The organism is Treponema porcinum (assembly GCF_900167145.1).
In the GTDB taxonomy this organism is placed as follows: domain Bacteria; phylum Spirochaetota; class Spirochaetia; order Treponematales; family Treponemataceae; genus Treponema_D; species Treponema_D porcinum.
The window spans coordinates 21,818-41,699 of the sequence record NZ_FUWG01000009.1; the positions used below are offsets into that span (position 1 = coordinate 21,818).

The following is a 19,882-nucleotide window of genomic DNA, read 5'->3' on the forward strand; positions in this document are numbered from 1 at the left end:
ATATCAGGGCTGCCTGTTTTGCAAGGAAAAACTTCCGGTCTTTTTTTATAAAAAACGAAAAAAAAAGATTTGAAAAGTTTAAAAAACACTTATATACTTTTATCAGCAGTTTTTATTTGGTTAAAATCTGCGATTTATTCCATACATATTGAATGAGGTGAAAATTATGAGAAGCATTACGACTTTAGATTTACAGTATGCACACCGTTTTTATGGTTTTAAGGGAGAGGCTCAGTATCTGCACGGACACACAGGAAAGCTTACTATCGAAGTTGAAGATTCGGTAGAAGCCGGTGTAAATATGGTTTTTCCGTGCAATGAAATTCAGAAAACAGCATGGGAAGTTCTCAAGAATTTTGACCACGCTTTGATTTTGCGCGAAGACGACCCGCTTTTGCCTGCAATTTTAAAGGTTTACGAGGAACAGGGAATCAAAGACGGCGCGCCTACAAACAAGATGAAAGGTCCTGCATTCAAAACGGAACTTGCAACCGCTTACCCGGACTGCCGGCTTGTAGTTACAAAAGAAACGATGACCGTAGAGGGAATGATTAAAATCGTCTATGATCTCTTAAAAGACAAGCTGAACATTGCAAAGCTCACTTTCACAAGCGGAGTAAACGCCGCCTCGCAGGAATACGACGTAACAGGAACAAAAGACAGATGCCCTCTATGCGGCATCGCCCTGAACGAAAACGGCGTATGCCCTAAGTGCGGCTATAAAAAATAGTTTTTTTTCTTTGACTTTTTATAGGAGTATACAAATGGGTAAATACACAGGAACTGAATCAGAAAAAAACATTCTGGCAGCATTTGCAGGTGAATCACAGGCCAGAAATAAGTACACATACTTTGCACAGGTTGCAAAGGCAGAAGGCAACGACAAAATTGCCGATGTTTTTACAAAGACTGCCGTAAACGAAGAAAACCATGCAAAAATGTGGCTTAAGGAACTTGAAGGAATCGGAGATTCAAAGGCAAACCTTACGGCTGCGGCTGAGGGCGAAAATTACGAATGGACTGATATGTATGTAAAATTTGCGGAAACTGCTGACAAAGAAGGCTTCCCTGAACTTGCAAAAAAATTCCGCGCAGTCGCTGCCATTGAAAAACGCCACGAAGAACGCTACCGCTCACTTTTAAAAGAAGAAGATGCCGCATCTGCACAGCTTAAAGACAGTTCTGTAAAAGTATGGGAATGTCTCAAATGCGGTCACATCGTAGTAGGTCCTTCTGCTCCTGACTACTGCCCGACTTGTAACGAATACAACGCATACATTCAGGTTACGGAAGATAACTACGACTTAGTCCGCACCTGGGGCTAGATGCTAAGGAAACACAGAATAAATCCTACCTAAGGATTCTTCAGTGTTAACCTTGAATGTAGCTTCTTTTTATCACAGGCTGTCAGTCAGTTTTTCTGCAAGGACTTCAAGCTGTCTGACAGTTTCTTCTGTTACGGCAATCTTGACAGTCACTTTTTCGTCAATGATTTTTATGTCTTTGAGCGGTTCAAGCATTGCCGTCATTCCTTTTACGGCAGCCGGTGCCCATGAACAGTTTTCTATTAAGGCAACTGTCCGCTTCTGGAAATTCCGTTCTGCAAGATGAGAGATAAATTCACGCATTTTAGGGAAAATACCGCCGCAGTATGTTGTAGTCGCAAGAACAAGCTTGCTGTACCGGAATGCGTCTTCTACACATTCATAAGTATCTTCGCGTGCAAGGTCTGCAACGGCAACCTTAGGACAGCCTTTTGATTTAAGGAGTTCCGCAAGTTTTTCTGCTGCCTGTTTTGTGTTTCCGTATACCGAAGTGTAAGCGATGAAAACGCCTTCTGTTTCTGCATCGTATGATGACCAGGTGCTGTAATAGTCGATGTAAGTTTTGATTTCAGAATCAAGCACAGGTCCGTGCAGGGAACAGATTTTCTGTATTTCCAGATTTGAAGCCTTTTTAAGAAGTGCCTGAACGCTGCTTCCGAATTTTCCGACAATTCCAAAATAATAACGGCGCGCTTCGCATGCCCAGCCTTCCGGGTCTTCCTTGTCATTTGCCCCGAACTTTCCGAATGCATCTGCGCTGAACAAAATCTTTTCTGAAGATTCATAAGTCATTATTACTTCCGGCCAGTGAACGTTTGGCGCGGTAATGAAATTCAATGTGTGCTTTCCAAGTTCAATTTTTGAACCTTCTGCAATTACAATCTGTCGGTCTAAAAAATCTGTGCCGAACATATTTTTCATCATTGTAAATGCCATTTTGGAAGCGGCGATTTTTGCCTCCGGGAATTTCTGCATAAATGAAAGGACATTTGCAGAATGATCCATTTCCATGTGCTGAACAATCAGGTAATCAGGCGTTTTTCCTTCAAGAACGCCGTCGATGTTTTTTAGCCATTCACTGCCAAAGTTCCGGTCAACGCTGTCCATTACTGCAATCTTGTCGTCAATGATTACATAAGAGTTGTAAGCCATTCCAAGCGGAACTTCAAACTGTCCTTCAAACAAATCTATTTCGTGGTCATTCACGCCGACATACTTTACTGAATCTGAAATTTTCATATTGCCCTCATCAAAAAAAATGTATTAAGAAGTTTTTTATTATAAAATCATTCTATAACTATTTTTGATGAGTGTACAGGTTGCCTTTCCTTTATGCCTTTTCATTTAAGAGGAAAGCAAATGTCTATTCCCATATATCCGTCTTCCTGCACATTCCGGTATATGTCGAATATTGGTCTATCATCAAGCTTATTGCCTGTTTTTGAAAGCCATCTGCAGAAAATTTCCTGATAGACCATAAACAGAAACTGCGGAAATCCCTTGAAGTGATATACTGCGTATTTTCCGCCTTCAAATGTATGAGTTAAAAGTCCGCTGTTTTCTTTTTGTGTAAGGCACTCAGGAGAAATTGTCTGGCACAGTTCATACATACATCTGTTTTCATCAGTAATGCTCGGGTCATCAATGGTAGCTTCAATATAGAGCGTACTGTCAGAAGAAAGATGTTCATACTTTTTGATAAAGCGGCACCATTCTTCCGGCAGGTCATGATAATTCCCTTTCTTTCGTTCATACACAACAAGATATTCTGGAAGCTGCTCGATTGTTATCAGTTTTTCCGCTTCTTCAAGTTCGTCCATTGATATGCCGTGAGAAAAAGAGCTTTGCTGAACCATCTGTTCGCTTTTCTTTCTGAAATCCGCCGGCGATAAATTAAGATGCTTCTTGAATGCCGTTGCAAAATTTGATGAAGAATATCCATAGTCTGCGCCTATTTCCGATATGCTCTTTCCCTTTTCGACTTTGAGCCTCCAGGCACTTCTTTCAAGACGGACGCGCTTTATAAACTGATACAGAGCCTCGTCAGTGTGCTCTTTAAACATTCGCATAAGATGATACTTTGAATAGCAGCAGTGATTAGCAACATCATCAACGGTAATATCTTCTTCTATGTGGTCAAAAATATAGCTTATCGCTTTATTGATGACCGCACTTCTTATTACATCATTATCTTTTTCTTCCATTCATATCACCTCGTATCACCTTCCGTTTTTGTCACCTGATTTCAAAATTTTCTTTTCCCTTGCAATAAGGTAAACAGAAACAGCAGCCGTAAGAACTTCTGTTGCAGGGGCTGCAAGCCATATTCCCGTCATTCCCCATAAAGCAGAGAAAATGAATGTAAATGCAAGCAGAAGCACAATACCGCGCAGGGACGATATGAGCGCAGAACTCTTTGCATCACCGCAGCTTGTAAAATACATTGAGTTTATTACATCATAACCCATAACTAAAAAAGTAACAGCATAAATCTTAAATCCTTGTGATACCATATCTGCAACAGTATCACTGCACCCGAATACTGAGGCATAGTTTTTTCCAAAGAATATAAAGAATGCTGCAAATACTGCACCGAGCACAAGAAGTATCTTATTCGTTATTCTGCGAATCTGTATTGCACATTCATATTCTCCTGCGCCCCGACAAATGCTTACAAGCGGTGATATTCCCTGCCCGAAGCCAATAGTTATCATATTAAATCCGTAGACTGCAAAGCCAAGTATCGTAAATGCGGCAACACCTTCTGCACCTACATATTTCATCAGAACATAGTTGAATGCAAACATTGATACAGCCCCTGCCATCTCGCCAATAAATTCTGATGAACCGTTTATAATCGTTTCCTTGATTACGTCCCTGTCAAAACTGAAATGCCTGAATTTTATGCTTATTGACGGTTTTATAAAGTACACAAACTGAACGATTACTGCAAATACCTGAACGATAAGCGAAGCTACGGCACTTCCCTTTACTCCCATTGATAATCTTCCCACAAGAATATAATCAAGTACGACATTCAGAATACAGCTTGCAATACTTACAAGCATACACACTTGCGGTTTTCCGTCTGTCCTAATAAACATTCCGAGTATTGTTCCCATAATCATCAGGGGATAGTTGAAAAGCATTATCCTGTAATACTCGTTGAAATAACCTGACAGTTCGCCGTCCGCTTTAAGCACATTCAGAATCGGATTGAACAACAGAAAAACCGCAAACGATGTTAATATGCAGATAATCAGGGCCGTAACGACAGTCTGCGAAAAAACTTCGGAAGCCTTGCGTTTATCCTTTGCACCGAGAAGCCTCCCGCATATAACAGAACCGCCCACGCCTATGCACAGTCCTACGCCCAGGTAAAAATACAGTACCGGAAGTCCAAGGTTTATAGCCGCCAGTGCGTTTTCACCAACATAGTTTCCGGTAAAATAGCCGTCTGTTATTGTTATTGCAGTCTGCAAAAGCATTGCAATAATGCTTGGAACAGAAAACATAAGTATTGTTTTAAGCTTGTTTTCTTTGATTGTACTTGTTTCCATAGTTACATTTCTCCATTTACTGTCTGCGGTCAGCATACGCTGGCTTTATGAGAGTTTCGTTCTCATTACACACATTATAGAAATGCAGTTGATAATTTTCTTCTGAATTTGTGCTGTCTTTGTATATGTGTTCAAAGAAAGGCTTGCAGAACCATCGACAGATGCACTCACCGTGTCAGACTCCAAATCCTTCCACCCTTGTTTTTCAGAAACAGAACCTGTAACCGAAACAGACGGAAGAACTTTGTTCCATGAATGACTGCATTCCCTTTTTGACTGCTCAAGTTTTATTGCCGACTGCTGAATGTCCACGTGCGTTTCAAGCGCGCGCTTTACCGCTTCATCAACAGTCAGTATAAGTTTTGTTTTTTCCTTTTCTGTAGAATTTAAATCCTTGTCACTTTCAGCAAAAATCCCGGCAGGCAAAAAACATACGAAAAACAAAACACAAAACAAACGAAAAATGACAATTTTCATCCCGTTTCCTCCATTGTGTAGTATAATACAGCAACTATAGCGTGCTACGGCTAGTTTCAAGAGCGTGCTTTAAATACAAAAGCCTGTAAAAACTTTTGCGCACGGCAGTTTCCGTACTTTGCACAGTGTCGTCAAAAGAAATTTTCCCAGCCTCATAAGAAGATTTCAGCGCCTTGATTATTAAAAAACATAACTGACAAGCTGGAACGTCTTGCAAATGCGCAGTTCAAGTCAATCAGACTGACTTTTTCGCAGGTTCGCGTTATGTCTTTTATTTACCGCAAGGAAAATTTTACGACTACGCAGAAGGACCTTGAAATTTTCCTTGACGTTTCGCACCCTACAATAAACGGAATTCTGAAGCGGCTTGAAGAAAAAAAATTCATCACTACGGAAATGACAAAAAAAGACGGACACCTTTCAAAAACAGTCCGGCTTACAAAAAAAGGCGAAAACGTTTTAATTGAAAGCGAAAAGGAAAAAAATCTGCACGAAGAAGCGCTTTCTGCCTACCTTACAAAAGATGAACGGAACAAGCTGATTGAACTTCTGCTTAAAGTCCAAAAATCCGCATCTGAAATGGAAAAATAATCAACATTCCAGGAGGAGCGCTGGAGCCCCCCTTCCGCACGAATAAATTGAAAAAATAAAAAAAGCCTGCGTTTCTTTACGTCTGTAAGAAACGCAGGCTTTTTTATCAGGCAGAAAAGCAGAAGTCCGTTTTCCTGCCCGAAACGCTATTTGCTTTCAAGCGCATCAATATAAGAAAGATTAAGCCTTCCCATTTTGTCTACTTCAAGCAGTTTTACAGGAATTACCTGACCTTCCTTAAGAACATCAGTAACTTTTTCTACGCGCTGTTTTGACAGTTTGGAAATATGGCACAAGCCTTCTTTTCCAGGCAGAATTTCAACGAATGCACCGAAGTCCATAATTCGTTTTACAGTTCCCTGATAGACAACGCCGACTTCCGGATCTTCCGTAATTCCCTTTACAGCCTTCTTTGCTGCTTCGGCATCAAGACCGTTCTTTCCGTAAATAGTTACAGTTCCGTCGTCCTCTGTATTGATTGTTACGCTGTACTGAGCGCACAATGCCTTAACGTTCTTTCCGCCAGGACCGATGAGCGCACCGATTTTATCAACAGGGATTTTCATCGTAAGAATCTGCGGTGCACGCGGAGAAAGCGGCTGCGGCTTGTCAATGCATTTTTCCATAATGGAAAGAATATGCAGACGACCTTTGCGTGCCTGCTCCAGTGCATTTTTCATAATTTCTGTAGTAACGCCAGGAATTTTAATGTCCATCTGGAAACCGGTAATACCGTCTTTTGTTCCGGCAACCTTAAAATCCATATCACCAAGGTGATCTTCCTCACCAAGAATGTCAGAAAGTATCTTGTATCGCTCGTAATGTTCGCCCTCTGTGATAAGACCCATTGCAATACCGGCAACCATTTTCTTCATTGGAACGCCGGCAGCGAGCATACACAACGTGCCGCCGCAGGTAGAAGCCTGTGAAGAAGAACCGTTAGATTCCATAATTTCTGATACAACGCGAACTGTATACGGGAATTCCTCGCGGCTTGGAACCATAGGTGCAAGTGAGCGACGGGCAAGGTTTCCGTGACCAATTTCGCGGCGTCCTGTAGTCAGTTTGCCTGTCTCACCGACAGAATACGGCGGAAAGTTGTAGTGAAGGATAAAATGCTCGCTTCTGTCGCCGTCAATATCGTCATAACTCTGCTCGTCCATTGCAGTTCCGAGCGTACAAACAGCCAGCGACTGAGTTTCGCCGCGAGTAAAAAGCGCAGAACCGTGCGGAGAAGGAAGAACGTTTATTTCGCAGGTAATCGGACGGATTTCATCGCATTTGCGTCCGTCAATACGAACACCGTCATCAAGAATAGACTTGCGCAGCAGTTTGTACTGAATGTCGTCCATCAAAGTTGCAAAAAGTTTTGCCTGAACAGGATCTTCAAGCTGCTCTGCATATTTTTCTGCAAGTTCTTTCTGAACTTTTGCGATTGCAATTCCACGATTAACTTTTCCGTCCTGGAAGCACGCCTTTTTCAAAAGCGGAGTTGCCTCTGCCTCGATTGCGTCTGAGTTTGCAAGAGTAACGTCAAGCGGATTAAGCGGCAGTTTTTCCTTTCCGCATTTCTTCTGGAGTTCTTCCTGAAGAACGCACATTTCCTTTATGAATTTTTCTGCTTCAGCAAGTGCGCCGAGCATAACTTCTTCAGAAACTTCTTTTGCACCGCCTTCAACCATTGTAAAACCGTCTTTTGTTCCGGCTACAACAATTTCCATATCGGCTTCTTCAATCTGCTTGAACGTCGGATTGATAACATACTGACCGTTAAGGAATCCTACGCGGCAGGCTGCAACAGGTCCGTGGAACGGAATGTCGGAAATAGTCGTTGCCGCACTTGCTGCAAGAACGGCAAGAATATCCTGCGTATGAACGCCGTCGGCAGAAACGCACGTAGGAACAATCTGAAGTTCGTGTCCAAACGAAGGCTCAAAAAGCGGACGCATCGGGCGGTCGATAAGACGGCTTACAAGGATTTCTTTATCCTTAGGACGTCCTTCGCGCTTTACAAAACCGCCTGGAATTTTTCCTGCGGCATAGAATTTTTCGTTGTACTCAACCGTTACAGGAACAAAGTCCTGTCCTTCCGTAACTGAGCTTGATGCACAGATTGTTGCAATGACGGCTGCTCCGCCCCACTGAGCATATACACAGCCGTTAGCCTGTTTTCCGATTTTTCCTGTTTCAAGGATGAGATCGGCATCTCCGAGTCTGTAAGTAACTCTTTCTACTGACATTCTTTAACCTCGTGTCAAAAATTCTTTTTTTTTACATCGCATTCTGCAAAAATTACACAGATTCACACAAATACGCACTCCGCAGAAAAAAACGCCCGGAAAAATCACCGGAAAAAAATCTGCAAACTCCCTGCAGAATACTTATTTGTGTGCACCCGTGCTTTACCAAAATCCGCAGGACGCGATGCGCCGCGTTCATACCAGCTTGTTTTACCACGGCGGACAAAACAAGCATTTTAATTCTATTCTAATACTGATTTTTAATCAACACACCAAATCGCAAGCCCCCCATCTCCCTACCCTGCAAGAAAAAGCATCAAAACTCCGCGCAATATGTCGAGTCAAGGCACGCTTCGCTCAAGGCCTTGACTTCGCCGTTTTTTAGGTTTGTTTAAAACCTTAAATACATCGAGTCAAGGCTAGTTTCCTGTACTGGCTTCTGCTGATATTCTATTTCTTCCTGAATGCGCTTTAAAGCCTTCTGAGCTTCTTTCGTATGGAATTTTTCTTCTATTGCCTGCATTTCTTCCATGGCCTTTTCAAAATCTCTATTCAAAAATAAAAGAACAGCTGAATTGTAGCCGGCCTGATAAATTCCTTCGTCTGCATAAACTTTTGCAAAAAGCTCCTGTGCCTTCCTGCGGTTTTCACTTTTTTTAGCAAGTTTGCATGCAGTCTTGAAATCTTTATTTTTGGTTTCCACTAAATAAATGCGCTCCGTCACTTTAACTTCATGCGGCCGAGTTATATCTACAATTTGTTTTGCAAGCATGTCTATGTCATCAGAAACTACTGCAATGGTATGCGGCACAGAACCTTCTCTTGTATCCTGCCTGTCAATATACCTTTCCTCTGTATAAACAATTTCTTTTGTTTTTACATCAACAAGCTGATATCAGATGGATACAAAAACTCCCTTAGTGCAATATTTTCTATTATCCTTTTTTTCTCTATCGATATAAGTATCAAAACTGGTTATTCCACCGCCAATTAAATAATCTGCCTGGGCAGCATTTTTTTTGTTTATAAGAACCAGATTCGGATCTTCTTCAATTTCCTGGCTTACCCTTTTTGTAATTCTGTGAACAATTGAACCTCGCTCGCCGCCAAAAAAATTTGAAATGTCTCCCTGAAGCATTGCAAAAAAATTATCAACCATCCAGTCAGCAACTTCGCCAACAACCGTTCCGTCATTAAAAGTGTCCTGAAACGGAATTACTGCAACTTTTGCTCCAGGAGGCAATTGATATTCAGCACGTCGGGGGAAATTTGCAGAAAGTAATATATCGTCGAACCCTAAAATAAAACCAAAAGGACTTGTAACGCATCCTGCAAGGCAAATCCAGGCAGGAATCAGCATAAAAATAAATTTACAAAACTTTTTCATTTCCTTTCCTTTATTTTTTATTCATAGTAATCAAAAACAGTTTTAGCTGAATCATAAGCCCCATAAAAAAACAGGCTGCCCGGTTTCCCGAACAGCCTTTCATGCACAAATCCCAGACTACTTGCGAAGTCCGAGTTCTTTTATAAATGCACGGTATCCTTCAAGGTCAGTGCGCTCAAAATACTTAAGCATCTTGCGGCGCTGTCCTACTACCTTAAGAAGGGCGCGTTTTGCACCGGCATCCTTAGGGAAGTTCTTTGTGTGCTCTGTAAGCTGCTTTGTGCGTTCTGTAAGAAGTGCAATCTGAACTTTTACAGAACCTGTGTCTTTTTCTTTTGAACCGTACTTTGATACGATTGAAGAAGTTGTTTCTTTTGTAAGTGCCATCTGACTTACTCCTTGTATAAAAATTGTATACTCCGGATTCGCGGAAGCTCATTGCCGGCAGGGTGAACAAGGATTGAACCACCAGATGCCTCAAGACAAGCCCGTAACCCGGACGTATTTACCATAACATTGTACATACCGTCAGGCGGAAGCACCTGTAAAAAACTGCTTTTCGCATATTCGTATGTACCGGCTGACTTTTTAAACGCACAGCCTTCAAAATCAAGCTCGTACGGATGTCCGAGCATTTTTTCCGCCGTTTCAAAATCTCCGCTCCGTATGCTTTTACGGATAAGGGAAGAACTTATACGGCAGTTACTGCACAGTACAAGCTGCGGAAAACTGACTGCAATTCCTTCTGCCTCTGCAAATTCAGAAATCTGTTTCATACCGAACGAACCGTTATGACCGCAGTGGAAATCTGGACCTTCTGCAAGAAATTTCATTCTGCAGAAATCTTTTAAAACAGCCAGAAAATCATTACCGCTAATTTTACTGAAATCATCAGAAAAGTCAATGACAACGCAGAACGCAAAACCGCGCCGCTCATACCCGGAAAGACGCTGGCGCAAAGTGGCTATATCTCCTGCATAATCGTCAGGATGCTTAAGAACAGGAAGCGGACGTGAAAAAGTCACAATTCCCGGAAGCAGATTTTTTTCACCGGCGGCACGAAAAACCTCATCAAACAGAACGTCGTGTCCGCTGTGAGGACCGTCAAAACACCCCACTGTAAGTGCCGTTCCGCCTTTAAATATATTTTCATTTCCGCCTGCCGTAAGCTGCTGCCACGATAATACTGTCATTTCTTTCTATTATAGTCGTTAAGGCTAGAAAAATTCAACAGGCAGCCACTTTTCAGTATCGTTCATTTCGGCAGCAATAAGACCAGGTTTTATGTCTTTTGCAGTCGTTTCGCCAAGAAGAAAATCTGTTCCGTTGACTGTAATTTTTGCACCCGGCTGATTGATGTCCGCACCGTACACTGCGTGACTGTATTCGCGGCTTATGAAAAGATTTGACTTTATTCCCATATTTCCAAGAAGAACGCACATCAGCATACTGCGTGAATCACAGTCACTTCCTGCACCGCACAGAACGGAAGGAAGGTTTGCAAAATCAGACTGTTTTGCACTTTGATTTTGCCTCTCGTACGGAAAAGACTGCACCCATCCCAATAGCATTTCGTTCATCGCCGCGCCGGGATTTTCCTTGTTTTTCCGTTTTGCAGAAGGCATAAGCGCCGCCTGAATGTCAAACGCAGTTTTTTTAAGCCTGCCGTAACTGTCGCGAAAAATACATTTATAGTAACGAGTCCAGGCTTCCTTCCACTTTTCATTACCGGCATAAAGCGTAAGCACGGCATATTCGCAGGCAACGACAAATTCCGAAGCCGCTTCGTCATCAGCGTCAATTTCGGTATAGACATCAATTCCTGCAATTTTAAGCTTCACCGATTTTTTTTCGGCAGAAGGAAACGCATACGAGGTAAAAATTCCCGGCGAATAGCGGCTTCCGCGGTCAATGCTCAGGGAATTCAACGTTGAAATAATGAACTGCTGGCAGTCATCAGCCTTTGCCTGGTCTGCATAGCACACAAGAACAAGATGTGCGTTTTTTTCAGGAATTTCAGTGCAGACCGCCCAGCCCGAATACCCGGAAGAACCGCCCAAAGTCATTTTTAACGAAGCAACTGAACTCTGAACATTGCGCCATAAAAAAGAATCAATTTCATATTCTGCAGAAAGCTTATCGAGCGCAGCAGAAAGCGCAACGGAACTTTCCGAAAACTGTCCGTCCGCATATAATTTTAAAATCAAACTGACAGGAAGCCTGTCGTGAACAAAACGGTAGCTCATTCCGTCAGGCGTATATTCTGCAACAGAGTATCCTTCCGGAACATCAAGGGAATATCCGAAGTCGTAGTCAACTATTTCCTCTGCGTGCAGACAGACCGGAAGAAGTACTAGAATAAGGAATACGGCGGCTGAAACAAGAGCCTGAAGGCATTTTACGGAACTTTTTGACATAACGGTAATCCTCCGCGCAACTGACATTGCAAAAATATAGAATTTACTACAATATACTATCGGATGAAACAGATTGATATTTTATTTGAAAATGACCAGATTCTTGTAATAAACAAACCGTGCGGAATTGCTGTTCAGGGCGGAGAAGGAATTGCCCATCCGCTTGACAAGGAACTTCCTGCACAGCTCGGTTATCCAGTCTACCTGGTTCACCGCCTTGACCGCGACACAGCCGGTCTTATGATTGTGGCAAAATCTCCGCTTTATGCCGCCCAGTGGACTAAAATGATAGGCGGAAAACTTGTTCGCAAGGAATATACGGCAATCTGCGCCGGAACAATGCCTGCAAAAAAAGGAACGATAAAAACGGCAGTCATCCAACACGGAACGGAAAAACCGGCAGTCACCCATTACGAAGTGCTGGAAGAAAAAAACGTTTCGATAGAGGAAAAAACAGTCACCCTTTCAAAAATACACCTGCGACTTGAAACAGGGCGGATGCACCAGATACGCATACACCTTGCAAAACAGAACTGCCCTATTGCAGGAGACGACAAGCACGGAAATTTCAAAATCAACAAACTGCTTAGAAAAGCCTGCGGAATAAAACAGCTTCTGCTTGCGGCAACTTCACTCACCTTCCCCGTAGACGGCAGGGACAAGACAATTTCCATTCCCTGCCCGGAGCATTTTCAGTTTCAGGCAGACTGCTGACTGACATCACCTATTGTGCTATACTGACGCTATGAAAACAAATATGATTCTTTCGGCATCAGGCTGGCGAAAAGTGTTCGCGCAGTCAGGAAACGAGCAGGACAAATCTGCTGAAATCGGAAAAGAAAACAGGGCGCTGTCCGTCTTTGCGGCAACTGTATTTGCAGAATATATAAAAGAAACATCAGAAAATGCAATCCCTCTTGTCATAGTTGGAATGGATGCCCGTCCAACAGGTCCGGAAATTGCAGACGCGGCAATCAGAACATTCGTTGCCGGCGGAATACAAGTAAAATACGCAGGAATAATCGCCGCGCCGGAAATTATGGCGTATGCAAAATCGGCAGACGGATTTATGTACATTTCCGCAAGCCATAATCCTGTAGGTCACAACGGAATAAAATTCGGACTTAACGGCGGAGGAGTTCTGAACGGAGCGGAAAACGCAAAGCTCACGGCGTCATTTCTGGAACTGTGCGATGGAGAAGATGCGCTGGAGCGCGCGCAGAAAACGGAAGATGCGGCGGACGGTGATAAAGTAAAGGCCGTGTACGATGCAATGCCTTACGTAAAGATAGAAGCACTTGCCACATACAAAAAGTTTCTCTGCCACACGATTACTGCAAGTACGGACGAACAGATGCAGAACCGTATTTTCAGTACGATGCGCGCCGCTATAAAGGAACGGAAAATCGGCGTTGTGTGCGATATGAACGGTTCTGCGCGCGCGGAATCGGTAGATGCGCAGTTCTTTGCGGAAAACGGCATTCGGTTTTACGCAATCCATAATAAAGCCGGCGACATTGCGCACGAAATCATCCCTGAGGCAGAAAACCTTGTTTATGTTGCCGCAGAAATGGAGCGTCTTCAGAAAGAAGGAAAAAAAGATGCCGTGCTGGGCTATATGCCTGACTGCGACGGCGACAGGGGAAACATAGTCTACTGGGACGAAAAGGCGCAGAAAGCCGTAATACTAAAGGCACAGGAAGTATTCAGCCTTTCTGTCCTTGCGGAACTCAGCTATTCGTGCTGGCTGAACGGCGGAAAAAAAGACTTTAAGCCTGCTGTAGCTGTAAACTGCCCAACATCAATGCGTATAGAAGAAATTGCAGGCGCATTCAAAGCGGCAGTTTTCAGGGCAGAGGTTGGAGAAGCAAATGTAGTAAACTGTGCGGCAGAAAAGCGCGTCGAAGGTTACGACGTACGCATTTTCGGTGAAGGCTCAAACGGCGGCACAATCACCTATCCGTCTGCCGTCCGCGACCCGATAAACACGCTTTTTGCAATCATAAAGCTTTTGAGCATAAAAGAACTGTACAAATCCTGGTGCACGGCAACCGGCGCGTTCTTCTCCGAAGACTACACGCTTTCTGACATTATGCATACGCTTCCTGTCTATACGACAACCGGCGTAAGCGAAAAGCGCGCCGTTCTTCACATAGCAACAAAAGACCATTCAGTTCTTAAGGCGCGCTTTCAAAACGTATTTGATAACGAGTGGGCGGCAAAAAAAGACGCTTTATATGAAAAATACGGCATTCTTTTCTGGGAATGCGTCATCACCAACGGCACAAAAGAAACGCGGCGCGTAACAGATTTTTCCAAAAGCGGAAAAGGCGGACTTAAAATCATCTTCTATAACGGAGAAAATCAGCCGACGGCGTTTATATGGATGCGCGGAAGCGGAACTGAACCTGTTTTCAGGATTATGTGTGACGTAAAAGGCGACAATCCGCAAATGGAAAAGGAACTTCTGCAATGGCTGACAGAAATGCTTGAACTTGCGGACAAATAGCGCGTCAAAAATCATAGAACTTGTACAGAACTTTACATTATGATAAAATTTGTCATTATGTTAGCAGATATTAAAAAAGCAGTTCTTTCGGGAATTATGATTTCAGTCGGTGGAGCCATATACCTTTCCTGCATTGCAAAAGGCTATACCTGGCTCGGAGCAGTTCTTTTTGCGGCAGGATTGTACACAATCTGTGAATACGGCTTCAACCTGTACACCGGAAAAGTAGGCTACATTGCCTTCCGCTTTACAGATTTTTCCTATGTACGGCTCGTTCTTCTTGTGCTTATATGCAACCTTCTTACGACATTCCTTCTGGGAATTCTTTTACGGAATGTCTTTCCGCTTATAAAACAGGAAGCAGAAAAAATATATGCGGCAAAACTTACCGTTCCTTACTGGAAATCTTTTGTATCAGGCATTTTCTGCGGACTTCTGATGTTCCTTTCTGTAGATACATGGAAGCGCGGAAGCAAAATCGGCTGCTTTATTTACATTCCAGTGTTCATTCTGTGCGGATTTGACCACTCCATAGCAAACTCTCTGTACAACGGAATTGCGCTCGGAGAACACACATTCACCGTTCAGAACCTTCTTTTCGTCCTGACGGTAATTGCAGGAAACGCAGCCGGCGGAATGACAGTTCCTCTTCTGACACGCGGAAACCAGAACGAAACTCAAGTTTCTGCTCCAAAACAGTAATTTATTTTATCTGCGTACCTTTATCAAAGATAATAAATTCAGTATAGTTTAAGCGTAACATATATATTACAAACAATACGTTCTTATTTATGGAGAGAAACAGGATAAAACCGACAAGGGAGACATAGATGACAAAAGACGAAATTCTTAAAAAAGCAAACGAGTATATTGCAGAAGAAAAAGATGTCCGCTTCCGCGCGGAAGTAGAAGATCTTGTAAAAAAAGAAGACTACAAGGAACTTGAAGACAGATTTTATCAGACGCTTGAATTCGGAACAGGCGGACTTCGCGGAATTATGGGCGGCGGAACAAATAGAATGAACACGCTTGAAATAAACCGCGCTACACAGGGACTTGCAAATTACGTTATAAAGGCAAACCCGGAAAAAGCAAAAGCAGGAACGCTTAGTGCCGTAATTGCGTATGACAGTCGCAACAATTCAGACGTTTTTGCAGAAGCTACTGCATGCATTTTTGCTGCAAACGGAATAAAGGCATATCTTTTTACAGGACTTCGCCCTACTCCGGAACTTTCGTTCGCAATCCGCCAGCTTAAGGCAGACACAGGCGTTGTTGTAACGGCAAGCCACAATCCGCGTGAATACAATGGCTACAAAGCATACTGGAGCGACGGCGCACAGGTTATCGAGCCGCATGATACAGGAATTATTGAAGAAGTCAATAAAGTTACTGACGTTAAGACAATCTCAAAAGAAGATGCAATCAAAGCAGGAACTCTTGTACTGATTGACAAAGAAATTGACGAAAAATACTGGGAAATGTGCAAGGCACAGCTTTTCCGCCCGGCATTAATAAAAGAATATGCAAAGAACGTAAGCATTGTTTACACTCCGCTTCACGGAACAGGTGCAATGCACGTAGAAAAAGTACTCGGCGACCTCGGTCTGTCAGTTACGACCGTTCCTGAGCAGCGCAACCCGGACGGAAACTTCCCGACAGTACCAAAGCCGAATCCAGAGGAAAAAGCAGCCCTTACAATGGCAGTTGAACTTGGAAAAAAAGAAAAGGCAGACTGCGTTATGGCAACTGACCCGGATTCAGACCGTTTTGGAACTGCATTCCCGGACAAAGACGGAAATTTCGTCCTTCTCAGCGGAAACCAGATGGGCGCGCTCCTTATGGAATACGTACTTCTTTCACGCAAGGAACAGAACAATCTTCCGGCAGATTCATTTGTCGTACGTTCAATCGTTACTTCTCCGTTCGGTGATGAAATCTGCAAAAAATACGGCGTAAAAATGATTGAATGCCTTACAGGCTTTAAATGGATTGCCGCTGTTGAAGCACAGATTGAAGCAGCAAAAACAGGAACGTATGTATTCGGATTAGAGGAAAGTTACGGCTACAAAGTTGAAACTGAAGTTATGGACAAAGACGGAGTTTCTGCTGCGGCACTCTGTGCAGAAATGACAATGTACTGGCGCTCACAGGGACAGAGCCTTCTTGAACACCTCGACAATCTGTACAAAGAATACGGTTACTTTGAAGACCGCGCAATCTCCAAGAATTTCCCTGGTATGGAAGGCGTTTCCGTAATGAAGGGAATTATGGCAAAGCTCCGAGCAGAAGGACTGAAATCTCTTGGCGGAAAGAAAGTCGTTCAGATCCGCGACATACAGACAAGCGTTTCATACGACCCGGCAAATCCGTCTGCAAAGACAAGCATTGACCTTCCGAAAAGCAACGTACTTCAGTTCTTCCTTGAAGGCGGAACGATTGTCAGCGCACGTCCTTCTGGAACAGAGCCTAAAATCAAGTTCTACATCAACACAAAAACTCCTGTTGAAGGAACTTGCGACAAATGTCTTGCAAAAGCAAAGAAAGAAGCAGGAAAACTGTGTGACAGCATAACTGCCGAAATAAACGCAATTCTTGATGACGCTTCCAAATAAGCACATAAAAGATTACCGCAGACTGGCGCGGCTTTTAGACAGCGGCGCCACGTTTACGGCATTCGACACAGAAACGACCGGACTGAACTGCCAGACGTGCCGGATTATTGAAATCGGCGCGGTTCAGTTCAACAAGTCCGGCATTCTGCGCTCATTCAGCACTTTGATAAATCCGCACCAGAGCGTTCCGTTTGAATGCTCACAGATAAATCATATTACAGACGAAATGCTTGCCGGAAAACCGGAAATTCAGGATATCCTGCCGGATTTTTTAAATTTTCTTGGGAATTCTATAATAATCGGACACAACGTAAATTTTGACCTGCGCTTTTTGAATGCAGAAATGGAACGGCTGTCGATGCCGCCTGTTGAAAATCAGGTGATAGATACGCTAAGCCTGTGCCGCTGGGCATTCCCGGAGCAGGAAAAATACAATCAGCCGCTCATTGCGCAGAAATTAGGAATAATCATAAAAAATGCGCACCGCGCCTATGACGATGCGTTTGTCTGCGGAAACATTTTCCTTCACTGCATACGTCATACAGCAGCACTTCAAAAACTGTAAACGTTATCCGCGCGGTGCTTTTACAGGATCTACAGGCATACCGTTCTGGAATACCATAAATTTAATGCTTGCCTCACTGCCCTTTCCTGTCTTGCCAAGAACATCTCCAGAAAGAACATAGTCACCTTTTTTGGCAGAAACTTTTTTCAATCCTGTATATGAATAAATAAGACCTGTTTTTGACTGAACAAATACAACTTCACCAAATCCGCGGTATACGCCGGTGTACATTACAGTTCCCTCACGGACGGCTTTTACATTTTCATTATCAGCGCCGGTAAGCTGAACTCCGCTCACCTTGCCGCTTATGTTTTTTACGACAGGATTTGCAAGCGGCCACAAGATGCCTTTGACGTTGTTCAAAGCGGCTGTATTTTCGGAGGCTGTTTTTACAGGTGCCGCAGCCGAACTTGAAGTGCCGGTCGTTTTTGCGGAGTTTCCGCCAGTTACCGAAGAAACTGCGGTTGAAACTGCCGGAACAAGCAGTTTCTGACCAACTTTTATCGTTGCGGATGTGTCAATATTATTCAGTGAAAGCAATTCTGCAAGTTTTATATTATATTTCCGGGCAATTCCGTAAAGCGTATCACCTTTCTTAACTGTATATGAAACTGTATTTACAGTCGAAGAAGTTTTTTCCGGCGCGGCAGCCGTTCCGCCGTTTCCGTTACTGCTTCCGGAAAGCGCGGCGGCATTACTGATGTCTGCCGACGGAATGACAAGTTTTTCGCCGGCTTTAAGAATGTCGCTTTCGCTAAGATTATTTGCCGCGCGAAGTTCTGCTACGGTCAGCTCATATTTTCGGCTTATGGAATATAAAGTATCGCCTTTTTTTACAATGTATTCAGAATCCGCAGACAACGGTTGTACAAAAAACGCACACACTGCAAAAAAAACAAAAAATTTAATCGTTAAGTTTCTGGAAATATTCATATTCTGATTATCGGACTAAAACACTGATTATTTTAGTCATTCCCCGATAATTTCCCTGAAAAGTTTTCCTACATCAATTCCGTTAATTGTCTCACCCGGCTTATAATGAGAAATCATACTGTTCCGCCCGTACTCAAGGTGACTTGACGTAATGCCGTGCTTTATGGAACTGTCCGCCTCAAGCAATGCAGAAAGATGGTCAGCAATGCGGACTGTGCGTCCGTCAACAGGTGAAAAATCATCCTGATTATACTTTCCGTTCAAGTCTTCCCAGGACACAACCTCAGCATTTCCCTTTTTATCCTTTATCCTGTTGGAAAATTCATCGCTTGTAAAATACATAAGTTCATCGGAAAAATACGGTTCCATAAGGGGAACAAGCTCTTTGTTTACAATTTCGTCCTCAATCCGCTTTACGATACTCGGAAGTTCGTCTGTCGCCTGCTTTACAGGAGAAATAATATCCCGCGTAACGGCTTCCGGCAAATCATGGAACAGAGCCGAAAAGTAATTGTTTATAAGACGTTTTTCGCACATCTTCTGACCGCTCTGCCTGCACAAAAGCAGCGTAATGACAGCCACAAAAAAGCAGTGCCCGAGAACACTCGTTTTTGGAACTCGCGGAGTCTGATTCCAGCGCGTCTGAAAACGAAGCTGCTCGATTTTCATTATAAAATCGTATGACTTCTGGCGTGTCATAAGAAGCTGAAGACCTGTCAAGTCAAGATATCCCTGCAAATCAGCGAGCAGCTCCTTATTTATTTTTTCAAGGCGTTCAGGCTCATTTACTACGCTGAGCATCTGAAGTTCCCTCATCGTAGCAAATTTATTCGCCGCAGAAAGAATGCGCTCCGCTGCACGAGATTTTTCAGGAATGTCAAACGTTCCTGCGCGCTGCCCCTCATAAATCGTAAACTGAGAAAACAATGCACTGTCATCAATGAGCGGCTTATACTGATTTAAAATCCATTCGTTCAGGCGCAAATATTCGGAGGCATAATCCTTTTTCAAAATCTGCTGAATCGGAGCTTTTATATCGCAGAGCGCAATTTTTTTCAGAATGTCGAACAGGGATGCATAAATCATCCAAATCCAGTCAACAAAAACGCCCTTCTGCTCCTCGCATTTTCCGATAATATAGGCAAGAACCATTTTTTCACCGGCTTTATCCATTTCAACGATGTCGAACGGACGGATTAAATCAGTCCACCGCTGAATTGAAAATCCTTCAAATATTTTAAGCGCAAATTTCTGTGTAAGCAT

The 19,882-nt window shown here is 43.2% G+C and carries 20 protein-coding genes; 8 read left to right on the plus strand and 12 right to left on the minus strand.

What is annotated here, in order from left to right:
• Positions 1–166 precede the first annotated feature (166 nt).
• Positions 167–730: a 6-pyruvoyl trahydropterin synthase family protein gene (locus tag B5D55_RS06655; protein ID WP_078933227.1), complete on the plus strand. Its 564-nt coding sequence runs from the start codon at positions 167–169 to the stop codon at positions 728–730.
• A gap of 34 nt (positions 731–764) precedes the next feature.
• Complete coding sequence (locus B5D55_RS06660) at positions 765–1,325, plus strand: rubrerythrin family protein (RefSeq protein ID WP_078933228.1); 561 nt, start codon at positions 765–767, stop codon at positions 1,323–1,325.
• 72 nt (positions 1,326–1,397) lie between these two features.
• On the opposite strand, the gene B5D55_RS06665 is transcribed toward B5D55_RS06660, so the two are convergent.
• The 4 genes from B5D55_RS06665 to B5D55_RS06680 all read right to left on the minus strand — a co-directional run bounded on the left by B5D55_RS06665 (position 1,398) and on the right by B5D55_RS06680 (position 5,362).
• On the minus strand, positions 1,398–2,564 hold the full coding sequence (locus B5D55_RS06665; protein WP_078933229.1) for an FprA family A-type flavoprotein: 1,167 nt from the start codon (positions 2,562–2,564) through the stop codon (positions 1,398–1,400).
• 101 nt (positions 2,565–2,665) lie between these two features.
• Positions 2,666–3,529 (minus strand): AraC family transcriptional regulator, encoded by an 864-nt coding sequence (locus B5D55_RS06670; RefSeq protein WP_078933230.1) that lies wholly within the window; start codon positions 3,527–3,529, stop codon positions 2,666–2,668.
• A gap of 15 nt (positions 3,530–3,544) precedes the next feature.
• Positions 3,545–4,885: an MATE family efflux transporter gene (locus tag B5D55_RS06675; RefSeq protein ID WP_159446175.1), complete on the minus strand. Its 1,341-nt coding sequence runs from the start codon at positions 4,883–4,885 to the stop codon at positions 3,545–3,547.
• A 45-nt stretch (positions 4,886–4,930) separates the two neighbouring features.
• A complete protein-coding gene (locus tag B5D55_RS06680) occupies positions 4,931–5,362 on the minus strand; it encodes a TolC family protein (RefSeq protein ID WP_078933232.1) in 432 nt (143 codons plus the stop codon).
• Positions 5,363–5,602: 240 nt separating this feature from the next.
• Between B5D55_RS06680 and B5D55_RS06685 the strand changes: the two genes are divergently transcribed.
• Positions 5,603–5,953, plus strand: a complete 351-nt coding sequence (locus tag B5D55_RS06685) for a MarR family winged helix-turn-helix transcriptional regulator (RefSeq protein ID WP_268811101.1) — start codon at positions 5,603–5,605, stop codon at positions 5,951–5,953.
• 146 nt (positions 5,954–6,099) lie between these two features.
• Here the strand turns inward: B5D55_RS06685 and pnp are convergent, their stop codons facing one another.
• The 6 genes from pnp to B5D55_RS06720 all read right to left on the minus strand — a co-directional run bounded on the left by pnp (position 6,100) and on the right by B5D55_RS06720 (position 11,997).
• The gene (gene pnp / locus B5D55_RS06690) at positions 6,100–8,193 is read right to left on the minus strand and encodes a polyribonucleotide nucleotidyltransferase (protein ID WP_078933234.1); all 2,094 of its coding nucleotides are present in this window, start codon (positions 8,191–8,193) and stop codon (positions 6,100–6,102) included.
• 391 nt (positions 8,194–8,584) lie between these two features.
• A complete protein-coding gene (locus B5D55_RS06700) occupies positions 8,585–9,004 on the minus strand; it encodes a hypothetical protein (protein ID WP_078933236.1) in 420 nt (139 codons plus the stop codon).
• An 84-nt stretch (positions 9,005–9,088) separates the two neighbouring features.
• On the minus strand, positions 9,089–9,580 hold the full coding sequence (locus B5D55_RS06705; protein WP_078933237.1) for a hypothetical protein: 492 nt from the start codon (positions 9,578–9,580) through the stop codon (positions 9,089–9,091).
• A gap of 117 nt (positions 9,581–9,697) precedes the next feature.
• Positions 9,698–9,967, minus strand: a complete 270-nt coding sequence (rpsO, locus tag B5D55_RS06710; protein ID WP_078933238.1) for a 30S ribosomal protein S15 — start codon at positions 9,965–9,967, stop codon at positions 9,698–9,700.
• Between the two features lie 5 nt (positions 9,968–9,972).
• The gene (locus B5D55_RS06715) at positions 9,973–10,773 is read right to left on the minus strand and encodes an FAD synthetase family protein (RefSeq protein WP_078933239.1); all 801 of its coding nucleotides are present in this window, start codon (positions 10,771–10,773) and stop codon (positions 9,973–9,975) included.
• Between the two features lie 24 nt (positions 10,774–10,797).
• A complete protein-coding gene (locus B5D55_RS06720) occupies positions 10,798–11,997 on the minus strand; it encodes a hypothetical protein (RefSeq protein WP_078933240.1) in 1,200 nt (399 codons plus the stop codon).
• Between the two features lie 63 nt (positions 11,998–12,060).
• Between B5D55_RS06720 and B5D55_RS06725 the strand changes: the two genes are divergently transcribed.
• The 5 genes from B5D55_RS06725 to B5D55_RS06745 all read left to right on the plus strand — a co-directional run bounded on the left by B5D55_RS06725 (position 12,061) and on the right by B5D55_RS06745 (position 17,686).
• Positions 12,061–12,711, plus strand: coding sequence for an RluA family pseudouridine synthase (locus B5D55_RS06725; protein ID WP_078933241.1), 651 nt, complete (start codon positions 12,061–12,063; stop codon positions 12,709–12,711).
• Between the two features lie 31 nt (positions 12,712–12,742).
• The gene (locus B5D55_RS06730; protein WP_234975395.1) at positions 12,743–14,506 is read left to right on the plus strand and encodes a phosphoglucomutase; all 1,764 of its coding nucleotides are present in this window, start codon (positions 12,743–12,745) and stop codon (positions 14,504–14,506) included.
• A gap of 57 nt (positions 14,507–14,563) precedes the next feature.
• Positions 14,564–15,208 carry a formate/nitrite transporter family protein gene (locus tag B5D55_RS06735; RefSeq protein WP_159446176.1) on the plus strand — a complete coding sequence of 215 codons (645 nt, stop codon included), beginning with the start codon at positions 14,564–14,566 and terminating at the stop codon, positions 15,206–15,208.
• Positions 15,209–15,336: 128 nt separating this feature from the next.
• A complete protein-coding gene (locus B5D55_RS06740) occupies positions 15,337–17,121 on the plus strand; it encodes a phospho-sugar mutase (RefSeq protein ID WP_078933243.1) in 1,785 nt (594 codons plus the stop codon).
• Positions 17,105–17,686, plus strand: coding sequence for a 3'-5' exonuclease (locus B5D55_RS06745; protein ID WP_078933244.1), 582 nt, complete (start codon positions 17,105–17,107; stop codon positions 17,684–17,686). The genes B5D55_RS06740 and B5D55_RS06745 overlap by 17 nt, the downstream gene beginning before the upstream one ends.
• A gap of 3 nt (positions 17,687–17,689) precedes the next feature.
• Here B5D55_RS06745 and B5D55_RS06750 read toward each other — a convergent pair whose 3' ends face one another.
• Together B5D55_RS06750 and B5D55_RS06755 are read right to left on the minus strand one after the other, a co-directional pair.
• Positions 17,690–18,619 (minus strand): LysM peptidoglycan-binding domain-containing protein, encoded by a 930-nt coding sequence (locus B5D55_RS06750; protein WP_078933245.1) that lies wholly within the window; start codon positions 18,617–18,619, stop codon positions 17,690–17,692.
• Between the two features lie 36 nt (positions 18,620–18,655).
• Positions 18,656–19,882 (minus strand): HD domain-containing protein, encoded by a 1,227-nt coding sequence (locus B5D55_RS06755; RefSeq protein ID WP_078933246.1) that lies wholly within the window; start codon positions 19,880–19,882, stop codon positions 18,656–18,658.